The 14,613-nt window shown below is 31.7% G+C and carries 13 protein-coding genes and 1 other RNA gene; 11 read left to right on the top strand and 3 right to left on the bottom strand.

Going from position 1 to position 14,613, the window contains the following annotated elements; translation table 11 throughout:
- Positions 1 to 248 precede the first annotated feature (248 nt).
- Genes IDG63_RS06405 through IDG63_RS06395 form a run of 3 tightly spaced genes read left to right on the top strand, consistent with a single transcriptional unit; the run spans position 249 to position 1,930 of the window.
- A complete protein-coding gene (locus tag IDG63_RS06405; RefSeq protein WP_000362220.1) occupies positions 249 to 935 on the top strand; it encodes a DnaD domain-containing protein in 687 nt (228 codons plus the stop codon).
- A complete protein-coding gene (gene nth / locus IDG63_RS06400) occupies positions 925 to 1,584 on the top strand; it encodes an endonuclease III (protein WP_000253775.1) in 660 nt (219 codons plus the stop codon). Before IDG63_RS06405 ends, nth begins: the two co-directional genes overlap by 11 nt.
- A gap of 4 nt (positions 1,585 to 1,588) precedes the next feature.
- Positions 1,589 to 1,930, top strand: a complete 342-nt coding sequence (locus IDG63_RS06395) for a YpoC family protein (RefSeq protein ID WP_000182028.1) — start codon at positions 1,589 to 1,591, stop codon at positions 1,928 to 1,930.
- 564 nt (positions 1,931 to 2,494) lie between these two features.
- Here the strand turns inward: IDG63_RS06395 and IDG63_RS06390 are convergent.
- Both IDG63_RS06390 and recU read right to left on the bottom strand, forming a co-directional pair.
- Positions 2,495 to 4,678 (bottom strand): transglycosylase domain-containing protein, encoded by a 2,184-nt coding sequence (locus IDG63_RS06390; RefSeq protein WP_000138343.1) that lies wholly within the window; start codon positions 4,676 to 4,678, stop codon positions 2,495 to 2,497.
- Positions 4,675 to 5,301 carry a Holliday junction resolvase RecU gene (gene recU, locus IDG63_RS06385; RefSeq protein WP_001108889.1) on the bottom strand — a complete coding sequence of 209 codons (627 nt, stop codon included), beginning with the start codon at positions 5,299 to 5,301 and terminating at the stop codon, positions 4,675 to 4,677. Before recU ends, IDG63_RS06390 begins: the two co-directional genes overlap by 4 nt.
- A gap of 305 nt (positions 5,302 to 5,606) precedes the next feature.
- Here recU and IDG63_RS14940 point away from each other — a divergent pair, with 305 nt between their 5' ends.
- The 7 genes from IDG63_RS14940 (at position 5,607) to IDG63_RS06350 (ending at position 9,317) form a co-directional block, all read left to right on the top strand.
- Positions 5,607 to 5,786, top strand: a complete 180-nt coding sequence (locus tag IDG63_RS14940; RefSeq protein WP_001788819.1) for a hypothetical protein — start codon at positions 5,607 to 5,609, stop codon at positions 5,784 to 5,786.
- Positions 5,787 to 5,840: 54 nt separating this feature from the next.
- Entirely contained in the window at positions 5,841 to 6,191 is a 351-nt protein-coding gene (locus tag IDG63_RS06375) for a YppE family protein (protein ID WP_000999169.1), read from the top strand.
- Positions 6,184 to 6,747: an SLOG family protein gene (locus IDG63_RS06370; protein ID WP_000241308.1), complete on the top strand. Its 564-nt coding sequence runs from the start codon at positions 6,184 to 6,186 to the stop codon at positions 6,745 to 6,747. The genes IDG63_RS06375 and IDG63_RS06370 overlap by 8 nt, the downstream gene beginning before the upstream one ends.
- Positions 6,748 to 6,760: 13 nt before the next feature.
- The gene (gpsB, locus tag IDG63_RS06365) at positions 6,761 to 7,105 is read left to right on the top strand and encodes a cell division regulator GpsB (RefSeq protein ID WP_001286320.1); all 345 of its coding nucleotides are present in this window, start codon (positions 6,761 to 6,763) and stop codon (positions 7,103 to 7,105) included.
- Between the two features lie 62 nt (positions 7,106 to 7,167).
- An RNA gene (rnpB, locus tag IDG63_RS06360) (RNase P RNA component class B) lies at positions 7,168 to 7,547 on the top strand.
- 208 nt (positions 7,548 to 7,755) lie between these two features.
- Entirely contained in the window at positions 7,756 to 8,901 is a 1,146-nt protein-coding gene (locus IDG63_RS06355) for a THUMP domain-containing class I SAM-dependent RNA methyltransferase (RefSeq protein ID WP_000487144.1), read from the top strand.
- An 83-nt stretch (positions 8,902 to 8,984) separates the two neighbouring features.
- Positions 8,985 to 9,317, top strand: a complete 333-nt coding sequence (locus IDG63_RS06350; RefSeq protein ID WP_000516794.1) for a DUF4889 domain-containing protein — start codon at positions 8,985 to 8,987, stop codon at positions 9,315 to 9,317.
- A gap of 205 nt (positions 9,318 to 9,522) precedes the next feature.
- On the opposite strand, the gene IDG63_RS06345 is transcribed toward IDG63_RS06350, so the two are convergent.
- Entirely contained in the window at positions 9,523 to 10,863 is a 1,341-nt protein-coding gene (locus IDG63_RS06345; RefSeq protein WP_000798988.1) for a PepSY-associated TM helix domain-containing protein, read from the bottom strand.
- A 303-nt stretch (positions 10,864 to 11,166) separates the two neighbouring features.
- Between IDG63_RS06345 and IDG63_RS06340 the strand changes: the two genes are divergently transcribed.
- Positions 11,167 to 14,607, top strand: a complete 3,441-nt coding sequence (locus IDG63_RS06340) for a dynamin family protein (RefSeq protein WP_000608504.1) — start codon at positions 11,167 to 11,169, stop codon at positions 14,605 to 14,607.
- Positions 14,608 to 14,613 lie beyond the last annotated feature (6 nt).

Raw genomic sequence — 14,613 nt, 5'->3', positions numbered from 1 at the left:
TAATTGGAGCCGTTCTTATGGACCTACATGATGAATGGATTTATTCTTCAAGAAAATACATCAATTTTGATAAGTAGAAATGGTAAAAACATTGTATAGCATTTTACACAGGAGTCTGGACTTGACTAAAAATACTGTTATTTAAAATTTGTTTGCTACTAGTTAAATATATTAAGCATTTTAGTCGAAAATTAAAGAAAATGATTTATACTATTAAGTAATGGTTAAATTTAAAAGGGGGCACGAACATGGATAAATATCAATTAAAAGCAAGACCTGTAGTGATACGAAGAGAATTATTAGACCATTACAGTGACTTAGGTTTAGATGAGCAAGATTTAGTCATTTTGCTTAAATTGATTTATGCTTCCGAAACATCAAATAAACAGCCTTCAATTGAATTACTTCAGAAGGGCTCAACTATGCAACCACGTGATATTACAATGGTTATTCAAAATTTGATACAACGTGAATTGCTAGAATTACAAGTTCAAAAAGATGAAGAAGGTAGATTTACCGAATATATGAATCTAGATCCTTTTTTCGAAAAATTAAGTCATATATTGAAGCAACAAAGTATGGAAACGAAAGAGCAAAATAGTAAAGAAAAATTTAAACAATTATTTAGAGTTTTAGAGGATACATTTGCAAGGCCGTTATCTCCATATGAAATAGAAACGTTAAATCAATGGATTGATGTTGATAAACACGATACTGCAATTATACAAGCGGCATTAGACGAGGCGAATAGTTTGAATAAACTTAGCTTTAAATATATAGATCGTATTTTACTTAATTGGAAGAAAAACAATGTCAAAACAATTGACGATTCTAGAAAAATAAGAGAAAAATTCAATAAACCGAAAATGACGCACACAGTTAAAACGGTACCTAAATTTGATTGGTTAAATGGGGAGAACCTTGATGGTAAGTAAGAAAAAAGCATTAGAAATGGTTGATGTTATAGCAAATATGTTTCCGGATGCAGAATGTGAATTAAAACATGATAATCCGTTCGAATTAACTATTGCTGTATTATTGTCAGCGCAATGTACAGACGTTCTAGTAAATAGAGTAACAACTGAGCTGTTTAAAAAATACAAAACGCCTGAAGATTATTTGGCAGTCAGTGATGAAGAACTTATGAATGATATTCGTTCTATCGGTTTGTATCGTAACAAAGCTAAGAATATTAAGAAACTTTGTCAATCTTTGATTGATCAATTTAATGGAGAAATACCACAAACACATAAGGAATTAGAAAGTTTAGCAGGTGTAGGACGTAAAACAGCTAATGTAGTCATGAGTGTAGCATTTGATGAACCTTCATTAGCTGTTGATACGCATGTAGAACGTGTTTCTAAACGCTTAGGTATTAATCGTTGGAAAGATAATGTGAGACAGGTAGAAGACCGTTTATGTTCTGTCATACCTAGAGATAGATGGAATAGGAGCCATCATCAACTCATTTTCTTTGGAAGATACCACTGTTTAGCCCGAAAACCTAAATGCGATATTTGTCCATTATTAGAAGATTGTAGAGAAGGACAAAAACGTTATAAAGCTAGTTTGAAAGAAGCGTGATAACATGACAAATATTACAAAAGAGGTATTTGATAATTTAGAACAAGAGATTGATGTATTTGCCAAAAATAAGACATTAGGTTCTAGTGAAGCAAAGCCCTACTTGGATGAATACCATAGTAAAATTATTGATTATTTTAAGCAGGTTAATGACATAACTGGCAATATTGATTTTGATAATTTAAATCAATATCCTGTTGTGCCAATGAATTTTAAAGAAAGATATGATTATATGATTGAACGTAAATATCATTTTATGGGCTATCGACAAATGAAGACCTTTAAAACTGAATTGATTAAAATGAATGCTAGTTATCAAACAAGGTTAAAGAATAAGCAGGTATAGACAAGATTGATCATTTCCTAATGTTGAAAATATGTAAAACTAATTCATGCACACATATTTATATTTATGTTAGGTGTCGTGTCATTACAACGTCTTAATATAAAAACTGTCCATCTACATCATAATGGATATCTTGAGATATGCTTTAAGATATCTATTTCGAATCGTAGGTGGATTTCTTATATCTATGATTGTGAAAATATGTTGCAAACATGTTGATATTTCACTGATTAACGTACACAGGGAATTAATAAATATATCAATTTAAAACAGCGTCTAAGATGACTATGAGAAAATATAATCATAATTTTAAAAATGGGAACAACCACTTTTGCAATGTCAATAATTTTAAATAGCTAAAGATGTGAATATGAAAAACTATTTAGATGTTTCAAAATGTATGTGAATGACTGATTTTAAGGTTTCTACTAATATAGCAATAGCGTATGAATACTTATAAAAAAAGCAGGAAGTTTTACCTTCCCACCATAAAAGATGAAGAACCTAAAAAATCCTCAGCTACGCCATAAATATGGTATAACTGAGGATTTTATGTTGTGTGGATTAGTTGAATATACCTGTTAATCCACCGCTGTTTCTAGATTGTTGAGATCTAGTATTGTTATTTGATTGTGCAGTACCACTGCTGTTTGCTGATGTGTCACTACCACCGTGTGTACTACGATTTGTAGTGTTGTTATCTTGACTACCAGAAACATTGATTGATGGGATACTACCACTTACTGAGCTAGGACGTTTAAAGTCTTCGCCATCTCTAGATGAAATTTTTGACATCACATTTTCATATAAGAACTGTGGATATTCTTGTTGGCTATGTCCCACAAATGAGTTTTCACCATATTGTTTAACTTTACTGAAGCCCATCCAGACTGACATAGTGTATTGAGGTGTAAAGCCGTTAATCCACACGTCTTTCGCTGCATTATCAGGTAAATTATATTGTGAATAAGTTTCAGCACCGTAAGTACCAGTACCTGTCTTAGCACCCATATTTACTCCAGATACACCATGGCCATATGCAGAACCATATGGTTTAAATGTACCTTTTAGCATCTCAGCTAACATGTATGCAGTGTAATCACTCATCGCTTTATGGCTAGTATGATCGTATTCGATTGTTTCACCATCACGAGTAACTACTTTTTGAATTGAATGCGCGTTGTTATAAGTACCACCGTTAGCGATCGCAGCAAATGCTGATGCTAATTGTGTTGGTGAGAATTCTGAAGCAGAACCACCAAGTACTTCAGATGGACCAATATCGCCTTCGTAGTTTAAGCCAAGTTTGGCAGCGAATTTCTTAGGTGCATCATTACCAGCATTTTGCTTAACTGATTGCCAAGCTTTTAAAGCTGGTATATTGAAACTTTGTCGTAAAGCATCATAAATAGATACAGTACCGTGACTCTTCGTATCATAGTTTCTAAATGTAGAACCATCAACTTGATATGAAGATTCATCTTGAATCGCATGGTTTGTTGCCCATTTCATATTTTCAATGGCAGGTCCATACGCTAAGAAAGGTTTTAAAGATGAACCAGTAGGGTGAGGATCTGTTGCTTGGTTTCTGTTAACGACGTCTTTGAAATCACGTCCACCAGATATAGCAACTAAACCACCAGTTTTACTATCAAGAATCGTTGCACCAACTTGTTGGTCTTTATTCTTGTAGAAGCTACCATTATCAACATCATTTTGTAATGTTTTTTGAACATCTTTATCCATGTTTGTATAAATTTTAATACCACTTTGTAATACATTACCTAAATTTTCATCTTTGAATGCTTTATTATTCATTAATTCAGATTTTACAAAGTTAACGTATGAATTATACTCAGAATCTTGATTTGTATCAATGTTTTGACGTTCTTCAGCAGTACGATTTACTAAGTTCGCTTTTAAATCGATTTTCTTAGCATCTTCCCACTGTTTATCTGTAATGCGTTTATGATAATGCATTAAGTATAAAACAGTGTTTTTACGATCTTCAGCAGCTTTTGGATGATCATAAATATTATAGTTGTTTGGAACCTGAGGTAAACCGGCTAAATAAGCTTCTTCCGCTAAGTTTAAATCTTTTAAATCTTTATTAAAGTAATACTTAGCAGCAGCTTTAATACCTGTTACGCCATCAGAATAGTAAATTTTATTTAGATATACTTGGAAGATATCATCTTTACTATACTCTTGTTCTAAACGATATGATAAGTATGCTTCTTGAGCTTTACGTCCAATAGATTTATGTTGTGATAAAAATGCATCTTTAACAACTTGTTGTGTTAATGTTGAGGCACCTTCAGAACCAAATCCACCAGTCAAGTTCTTACCAATTGCACCGAATAAACGTTTATAATCAAGTGCGCCATGTTCGTAGAAACGATTGTCTTCAGTTGCAAGTACTGCGTCTTTCATTGATTTCGGCACGTCTTTTAAATTTACATGCTCATGTCTTTGGCCATTATCTAATGTTTTAACAAGTTCTCCGTTCTTGTCATATATCTTTGCAGGAATCGGATCTTGTAATTTAGCTTCGGTAAAAGCAGGTGCTTTCCAAGCATAATAAGCAAACAATAAGATACCTAGTAAAAGAACAACGAAAAATGCAATAATCATGAAGCCAATAATCTTAATAATCGTTCTCTTCACATTTCTATTCTTTTTTGAGTTGGATTTCCCACCATTATTACCATTTTTCTTAGGCTGAGAAGATCCTTTGTTTTCCGTCATACGCGGTCCTCACTTTCATCTAATATCAACTTATCAACTGCTTTTAGATAGTCTAATCTTGGTTGATACTGATAAGGAATATGGTAACCATTTTTTCGTATTTCATCAACTGTTATAGACTTTTTAATATTATCTTTATATCTCTTCCAAAATACTTCGAATTTTGAATAGGGTAAAAGATAAACTTCATCTAGCGTTTTAAAACGAATCATTAAAAACACAATACCTTTTTGTTGATATGCATTTTTCATATGTTCGACTTGATGGTCATGAATATTATTTAAAGGAAAGGACGTCTTGTTTTTAGTTTCCTTTGCTTCAAAATCAATATAATAACCTTGATAAACGCCGTTGTAATCAGTTGTTGAAGGTGTACGAAAATAAGCTTCGTTAATCACAGCTTTACTCCGCTTAGGATAGTTGACATTAACTATTTGTACTGGCGTAGGCTTTTTGTGAATAACTGCAATGTCGCTTTTAAGATAAAACGTATTTGAATGTTCGATATCTTTTTCAAGTGACATACCACGTCCACCATACTCAATATTACTAAAGGCAGCGGTCTTTTTCCCTCCGTCTATAGCACTATTTTTACGATATGGTTTACCATTTGGATAATTCATAAATTTCACCACACAAGTTTGGTAGTAAACGTTGTTTATTATACACAACATTATAGTGAAACACCAAACTTAAATTAGTATAAATGCGAAAGACACAATACACCAAAGCTTATTTTAACGTGATTTCAGCATTAACACAATAATATTATAATACATTTACCGTTAATGTTGGAATTTTACACACAATTTTAATTAATTGAAAAGTTTTGCTTATAAAAATGAATACTCATTACAATATTTTTGAATTTTGTTATAAAAGTCAAATCATGATCAGTAATTATTATTTTTGAGGCAAGTACAAGTATGTGTTGTTAATCAGCAGAGGTGTATTTGATTTAAATGATTTTATTAGATTAAAAGTATTTTCATCGTATAACAACATACACGATAAAATTTTGTATTTATATAGGAAGTTTTTAGATTTACTTGATTTAACAGATAACACATTTGAAAAAATAGTTAAATCAAATTATATAGAGTGTTAAAACATGACGAATACAGTATATTGTGATAAATTAAAAAATGTAGGAGGCGTCCTCATGAATGATTTAGTCGAATCACTAATTTATGAAGTTAACAACATGCAACAAAATTTTGAAAATGTGAAATCACAACAACAAGATCATGATTTTTACCAAACTGTAAAGCCATATACTGAACATATTGATAGCATGCTCAATGAGATCAAATTACATCGTGAATTTATTATAGAAGTACCTTATATGAATTCAAGGAAATTTGAGCTACTGATTGCTAACATTGAACAACTTTCTGTCGAATGTCATTTTAAGCGAACAAGTCGAAAGTTATTTATAGAAAAGCTTAAAAGTGTTCAATATGATTTACAAAATATATTAGATGGCGTAACAAAAGAGGGTACTGATGGTTAAAACAGTTTATGTAACAGGTTACAAATCATTCGAATTAAACATTTTTAAAGATGACGCACCTGAAGTACATTATTTAAAACAATTTATAAAACATAAAATTGAACAACTGTTGGATGAAGGATTAGAATGGGTGTTAATACAAGGGCAAATGGGTATAGAATTATGGACTGCAGAAGTTGTTATTGAATTACAACGAACATATGATTCGTTAAAGTTTGCTGTAATTACACCGTTCCAAGGACATACAGAAAAGTGGAATGAACATAATCAAAGTAAGTATGCCAACATAATTAAGCATGCAGATTATGTTGATAGTATTTTTCATACGTCGTATCAGGGTCCTTTTCAATTTAAACAAGCAGATCAATTTATGCTTGAACATTCGGATCAAACATTGCTCATTTATGATGAGGAACAAGAGGCAAGTCCTAAGTTCTTCAAGCAGATGTTAGTTGATTTTATGGATAAAACAAACTATACTTGTGATATTGTGACGTTCGATGAATTAACAGCATTCATCAATGACTTACAGTGGTCTGAAGATCAAAGTTTCTAATGAGGTGGAAAAAATGTCAGATGTTTCATTGAAATTATCAGCAAAAGATATTTATGAAAAAGATTTTGAAAAAACGATGGCTCGTGGCTATAGAAGAGAAGAAGTAGATGCATTTTTAGATGACATTATTGCTGATTATCAAAAAATGGCCGATATGAATAATGAAGTTGTAAAATTATCAGAAGAGAATCATAAACTTAAAAAAGAATTAGAAGAATTAAGACTACGTGTAGCAACATCAAGACCTCAGGACAATAAAAGTTTTTCTTCGAATAATACAACAACAAATACATCTTCAAATAATGTAGATATTTTAAAACGTATTTCAAACTTAGAAAAAGCTGTATTTGGTAAATAATTACTAAATACAAAAGTTTAACTGTCTTACTAATAATGACTATGTTATAATTTTAAAAGTGATATTTTGGGTAATCGCTATATTATATAGAGGAAAGTCCATGCTCACACAGTCTGAGATGATTGTAGTGTTCGTGCTTGATGAAACAATAAATCAAGGCATTAATTTGACGGCAATGAAATATCCTAAGTCTTTCGATATGGATAGAGTAATTTGAAAGTGCCACAGTGACGTAGCTTTTATAGAAATATAAAAGGTGGAACGCGGTAAACCCCTCGAGTGAGCAATCCAAATTTGGTAGGAGCACTTGTTTAACGGAATTCAACGTATAAACGAGACACACTTCGCGAAATGAAGTGGTGTAGACAGATGGTTATCACCTGAGTACCAGTGTGACTAGTGCACGTGATGAGTACGATGGAACAGAACATGGCTTATAGAAATATCACTACTAGTTTAGCTCTCCTAGATGATGGAGAGCTTTTTTCATGAAAAGAACACTTAAAATTAACGCCTTGTCTTGATATAATGACACTGCCTTGTTTTAAAATAGTAAGCGGATGCGTTAATGTATCAGCGATTAAATTTGTTGGAAATGTATAAAAAACACAAGCTAAGAATAAAATACCTGTATAAAAGGAGAATCATATATGTTTCAATTACTTGCAGTTTGTCCGATGGGATTAGAAGCTGTTGTTGCTAGGGAAATTCAAGAATTAGGCTATGAAACAAATGTTGAAAATGGTCGTATATTTTTTGAAGGAGACGCAAGTGCAATTGTAAAGGCAAATTTATGGTTGCGCACAGCAGACCGAATCAAAATTGTTGTTGGACGTTTTAACGCAACAACGTTTGACGAATTATTCGAACAAACCAAAGCGCTCCCTTGGGAATCTATAATTGATAAAGAAGGTAACTTCCCAGTTCAAGGTAGAAGCGTTAAATCAACACTACATAGTGTGCCAGATTGTCAGGCGATAACTAAGAAAGCTATTGTTGAACGATTACGTCGCGCATATAACGAAAAAGGTTGGTTAAATGAATCAGGTGCCAAATACCCTGTTGAAGTTGCCATTTTAAAAGATAATGTATTATTGACTATCGACACATCAGGTTCTGGTTTGAACAGACGTGGTTATAGATTAGCACAAGGTGAAGCACCAATTAAAGAAACGTTGGCAGCAAGTTTAATCCGTCTTGCAAACTGGAAAGGTGATACACCTTTAATTGATCCATTTTGCGGTTCGGGTACAATAGCTATAGAAGCTTGTTTAATTGCTCAAAATATCGCACCTGGTTTTAATCGCGAGTTCGTATCAGAGCAATGGAACATCATGCCAGCAAATATTTATGATGATTACCGTGATGAAGCGGATAAGATGGCTGATTATGATAAAGAAATCGAAGTATATGCTTCTGATATCGATCCTGAAATGATAGAGATTGCTAAGCGTAACGCTGAAGAAGTTGGGTTGTCTGATATTATTAAATTTAGTGTAAAAGATGTCAATACATTAACAATTGATACAGAAGAACCGGTGGCGTTAATTGGAAATCCTCCATATGGTGAACGTATTGGTGATCGTGAAGAAGTTGAAGAAATGTACCGTTATATTGGTAAACTAATGAAACAACATCCATTTTTATCTACATACATTTTAACAAGTAATAAAGAATTTGAATATTTAGTAGATCGTAAAGCAACGAAGCGACGTAAGTTATTTAATGGATATATAGAATGTACTTATTATCAATACTGGGGTAAAAAGACAGAACGTAAAACTATCGAAAACTAAAGTGTTTCTAATGCGTGACTAAAATTAGTATTAATTATGTTCTCATGATAATAGGTGTTTTTGAAAAATGGAGGAGTCTATAAATGGGTAAAAAAATGGGTCTAGGTTTATCTATTGCATTGATTGTTATTGGTATTGCCGTTGTATGTTTAATGATTTTTTCTAGTCAAAAAACGACTTATTTTGGTTATATGAATAGTAATACAAATGCAGAAAAAGTTGTAAGTGAAAAAGATGGATTAGTCAAACATAATATCAAAGTAGAACCATCTAATGATTTCAAGCCGGAAAAAGGAGACTTTGTAAAATTAGTTTCTAAAGATGATGGGAAGACATTTTATAAACAAGAGATTGTTAAACATGATGACGTCCCACACGGTTTAATGATGAAAATTCACGACATGCATATGAATTAATAAAAAAGCATCTATAACGTAATTTTGAAGAAGTAGAGTTATCTTCTTATGCGTTTTAGATGCTTTTTTATCTTCAAATTCAAAAAATCGGACAGATAAAAAGTAAAAACTTTCCATCAGTACGATTTATTATAGAACCCGTTTTAAGTAATTAGAGAGACGAGAATCATTTTGTAAATTTCGTCAGTTCAAAACTTTAAGTGCATTATTGTTTAGCACGACGATCTTTAATATATAATATTAATTCAATTATAAATACAAGGATAAGTGATAATCCAAATAATGGCATTAATAATCCTAATACAATTAAACATATGATGAGTGATATAGATGCTGGTTTTTTTACGCGATGTGGTACTTTTACTGCAGTATTTTTTGTACGCTTTATCCAAGAGACAAACCCCATGCCAATGGCTACTAATAAAGCGATACATACAAATAAATTAATGATTTTATTTAAAATGCCGAATAAATGACCTTCGTGAAGCGGAATGCCCCATGTAAACCATTTAGCAATAATACCGTAGTCATCATATTTAATCGTACCTAGCTTTTTACCGCTATATTGATCGAAATAAAGTGTTTGTTCCTTGTATGGTGATACATCTAGCCCAGTAACACCTGAATTACTAGTATTAGATACAATAAAGGTACCATTTTTATCACTTGGATATACGATTGAAAACGGCTTTTTAATACCAGCTTTTTGCGCCTGTTCAACGACCTTATCAATAGATATTTGATAATCTAATTTGGTTTGAGGCATTGCTGCATTACCATGATGACTACTTGAACCTTTTTCGGATGAAGCTGGCTGTTTATTTTTACGTGTAGCCCAAGGTAATTCGTTCAAATCTGATTTAGGTGGATTAATCGCTAATTCACCTTGACCAAGGTCACCGTTTGTGTCCATCATACCGGCAATTTTACTGCCCATAAAACCAGACCATGGCAATCCAGTTAAAACTAATACAAATACTGGAATTGCAATGATAACTCCAATCATTGCGTGCCACTTTTGCCAACGAAGTGCCTTACTTTTGTTAGAAATTAAATGCTTCTTAATGAGTAAATAAGTACCAGATAAAATCATGAATATCGTCCAACATGCGGTTAACTCTACTAAATAATTAATAATAGTATTTTCAGTAAACAAAGAACTATGTATACTTCGCATCACATTAGAATACGTATGTTTCGCATTTTGATCTGCAACAAATTGATTGTTATGATCTAGAAAGACGTAACGTTGATTTCCTGCCATATCACTCAGTGTAATTCGTTTGTTATATGGTTCATCAAGTATGCTAACTTTACTTACAAAGAATCCTTCATATTGTTGTTCAACTTGATGTACTGCATCATTTAATGTTTGATGCGTTTTTACATCACTGTCACCAAAAAACTCATTCTTATAAATATTATTTTCAACTTCTGGAAAGAACAAGTAACCAATGCCCGAAATGGTTAAAGTGATTAACAGTGGAGCAATAAAAATTGCTGCATAGAAATGTAATCTTTGTAATGGATTAAATGTATTTTTCATATTTCCCTCCCAATTGGCTATTATACGGTGTCAATTCTGTGACGTGTGTGAACAAACTGTGACAATATTTATTTTCTAGAAAAATTTAACGATGATTTGTGATTTTTAGAAAAATGAACTTTTAAGTTGGAATGTTTGAAGAAAATTGATTATTCGTATGTTTTATCAAGCAGCTATGATAAAATTTAAACATAATACAATGCGAGCCATTTAACGATCTATGTTTAAATGGACATCGATATTGTATGAATTCGTTTTAACAAGCAAGCATTTCTATGTGAACGAACCAAAGGGGAAAGTAACATGATTAATAAAGAACAATTAGATCTTTTATATAAATTAAAAAAAGAAGTTGAAAAGTCGCGAAATGAAGCACTTTTACATACAATTAACCAAGTAATTAAGAAAGTATATTTGCAGCAATATACATGTTCGTTCGTTGGACATTTTTCTGCAGGTAAATCGACACTGATAAATTTATTAATTGAACAAGATATCTTACCAAGTTCACCTGTACCAACGACAAGTAATACTGCTATTGTGTCAGTTTCAGACAATCACGATATTATTGCTAATTTGCCGAATCAAACGTATGCCAAATTATCTAATTATGATGAAGTAAGGGAAATGAATCGCCAAAATGTCGACGTTGAATCTGTAGAAATTAATTTTCAATCAGCTAAATTTGAAAATGGGTTTACGCTGCAAGATACACCAGGTGTTGATTCAAATGTTGCATCACATCAGTCAATAACAGAACAATATATGTATACAAGTAATATGATATTTTATACGGTTGACTATAACCACGTTCAATCTGAACTTAACTTTAAGTTTATGAAGCATATAAATGATGTTGGAATACCTGTTGTGTTTATCATTAATCAAATTGACAAGCATCAAGACGATGAATTGTCATTCTCTACGTTTAAATCACGAGTTGAAAAATCAATTGCAGATTGGGGCATTAAATTAGAACGCACCTTTTATGTATCTAAATTTGATCACCCTGAAAATGAACTTGAAGTATTATCAAGTTATCTAATTTCATTAGATCAACATAGAGAGACAATAGAGGATTATACATCAAGAACGGTTGAATACATTACCGAAGCTCAGCTAGATTACATTCAGTCTGAAATTCAGGAAGTACTAGAAGATTTAGGTATCGAAGAAGCGGAGTTTGAACAAGCATTTTTAAATAGTCAACAACATCAAGCAATTAGTGAAGAGGCACAACTTTTAAATAATCCAGATGAATTAATGGCATTTTTAAAGAATAAGCGTAAAAATATTTTAGAAAATGCATACATTATGCCGCATAATATGAGAGAAATGTTACGAAGTTATTTGGAAAGTATGTCTCAAGACTTTAATGTTGGTGGGTTTTTTAATAAAAAGAAGAAAAAGCTACAAATTCAACAACAGCGATTATTAACAGCGACAGATGCGTTACAAGAACATGTTAATCAACAAATTCGTCAACCAATGCGAGAAGATATGTCATTTGTAACGCGTTTTATCAATAAAAAAGAAGCTTCAGATAAAGTATTAAATCAGCATTATGACGTTAAGCCGGAAATGATTGAAGATTTATATCAACCACAAACATCAATCAGCAATACTTATGTACTTACATTTTCAGACGAAGTGGTTAAAGCCATTAAGAAATATGTTGAACAACAATCAACACCAATTTTTAAAGAAATAATAGAAAATGTGCAGGCAGATGAATTACCAACAGAAGAAAGTGATGATTTAAAAGAATATCAACGTTATACAGAATTAAATGAGCTGCGTCAGTCATTGACGACTAAGAATTATCGTCACTACTATATTCATTTAGATGAATCTCTAGATAAATTAATAGGTCGACAAGAGACAACATATCAAGTGGCTACTGATAATGCTCAGGATAATCGTGATAATCAGCAGCTAAATCAAAATACAGCTACAACAAATATGTCTATAGATATTCAAAAAGCGCTTGATATAATTTCGGATGTGCCTTTGTTCAAGCGTACAAAGCAAGATATCCACGAAACATTAACACGTATAGATAATAAATTAATAAAAATAGGTGTATTTGGAACATTTAGTGCGGGTAAAAGTAGTTTGATAAATGCATTATTAGGCGAGCATATTTTAGTGAGTTCTCCAAATCCTACTACAGCAGCTACTACAGAAATATCTTATGGAGACGAGAGTTATATAACGCTAAAATCACAATCGCAATTATTAGATGAAATTAATGCAGTAGTTGAATACCAAGATATATCTTTTTCAACTATAGAAGAATTTATTAATTGGGATTTAGAAAAGTTAAAATCACATTTAAATAAAAATCAACTCGCTTTTATTCAGGCAGTTGAAAAACATTATAAATTGTATGTCAATATGTTGGAAAATGGAGAAAAACATGCCATTAATCAACAGGAATTGAAAAAGTGGAGTGCAGAAGATGAATATGCAACATTTGTTAAGACAGTACACATTGCATTAATGCATGATTGGTTAAAAGGTAAAATAATTGTTGATTCATTAGGGCTACACTCAAATAACCAAAGGCATACAAATGAAACCGAACAAATTTTAACTTCTTCAGACTTAATATTGTATGTAAGTTATTTTAATCATTCATTTACTGATAATGACAAAGCGTTTATAGAACACATGAAAGATATGAACCAGTTGAATGAAAACCAAGCATTTAAAATGGTAATTAATGCTGCTGATTTAGCAGAAAGTCAAGATGATCTTGAAGCAGTTGAAACATATGTATCAGATGCATTAAGACAAGTACACTTACAATCAGACATTTTTGCTGTATCAAGTCGAAATGCATTGCAAGCTGAAGATAAGGGCATTGATCAATTAAAACAAAGCATACAACAATTTGTTGATGTTGAATCTAAATCAATTTTAGAACAACAAATGATTCATCAGCTTCAACAAATGGATCGTTCTTATGTAGAGATGATTACAGAATTTGAAACAAATAAAGCTGATATTTCACATCGCCAACAAAGGTTAACAGATTATAAAGATAAACAGCGTTTACAACATCAATTAATTGATGCGACGCTACAACATACAGACAACGAAGTTGAAGAACAAGTTTATCATTTAAATGCACGTTTAAAATTACAACTACTTGACGATGTTAAATCAGTGTTTAATTCTCAAATGACGCAAAATAGTGATTTTAATGAAGAAAAGAAAGTGTCTACGAAAGTATACTTAGATCAAATTCATCAACGATTGTTTTTAGAGCAATCTTTAATTACAGAACGTATAAAAAAATACTTTAATAAGCAACTCATTGAGCAAATTGCACCAATCGTTCAACAATTAGCAGATTTACATGTCATTGTTAATCCTCAGTTTAACTTTGAATCAGCTAATATAGAGCAACCATTATTGCACATCGATTTCAATGATATGCTAAATGCATTGCCTAAACAATTAACAAAACGTAAAATTTTGAATCCAAATGGGCAAAGAGATATACATGAATCAATTTGTCAAAGTACGTTAGGATTATTACAACCACAAATGGGATTATTGAGGCAACAGCTTGAATTATATGTAAAGCAAATGGCTGTAGAAGCTGAATCGCAATTTGAAAGTTTTGAAGCTAATATTCAAACGCAAATAAACGATTTATTAGCATTTGATTTAGATACAACACTTATCAATCAATTGAAAGATAAACATCAACAACTGAAAACTATTTTATATTAAGAAAGA

The organism is Staphylococcus sp. EG-SA-14, assembly GCF_017151935.1.
Taxonomy (GTDB): Bacteria; Bacillota; Bacilli; order Staphylococcales; family Staphylococcaceae; genus Staphylococcus; species Staphylococcus aureus.
Note: the sequence above shows the minus strand (reverse complement) of the source record. Positions and strands in the feature narration are given on the sequence as shown.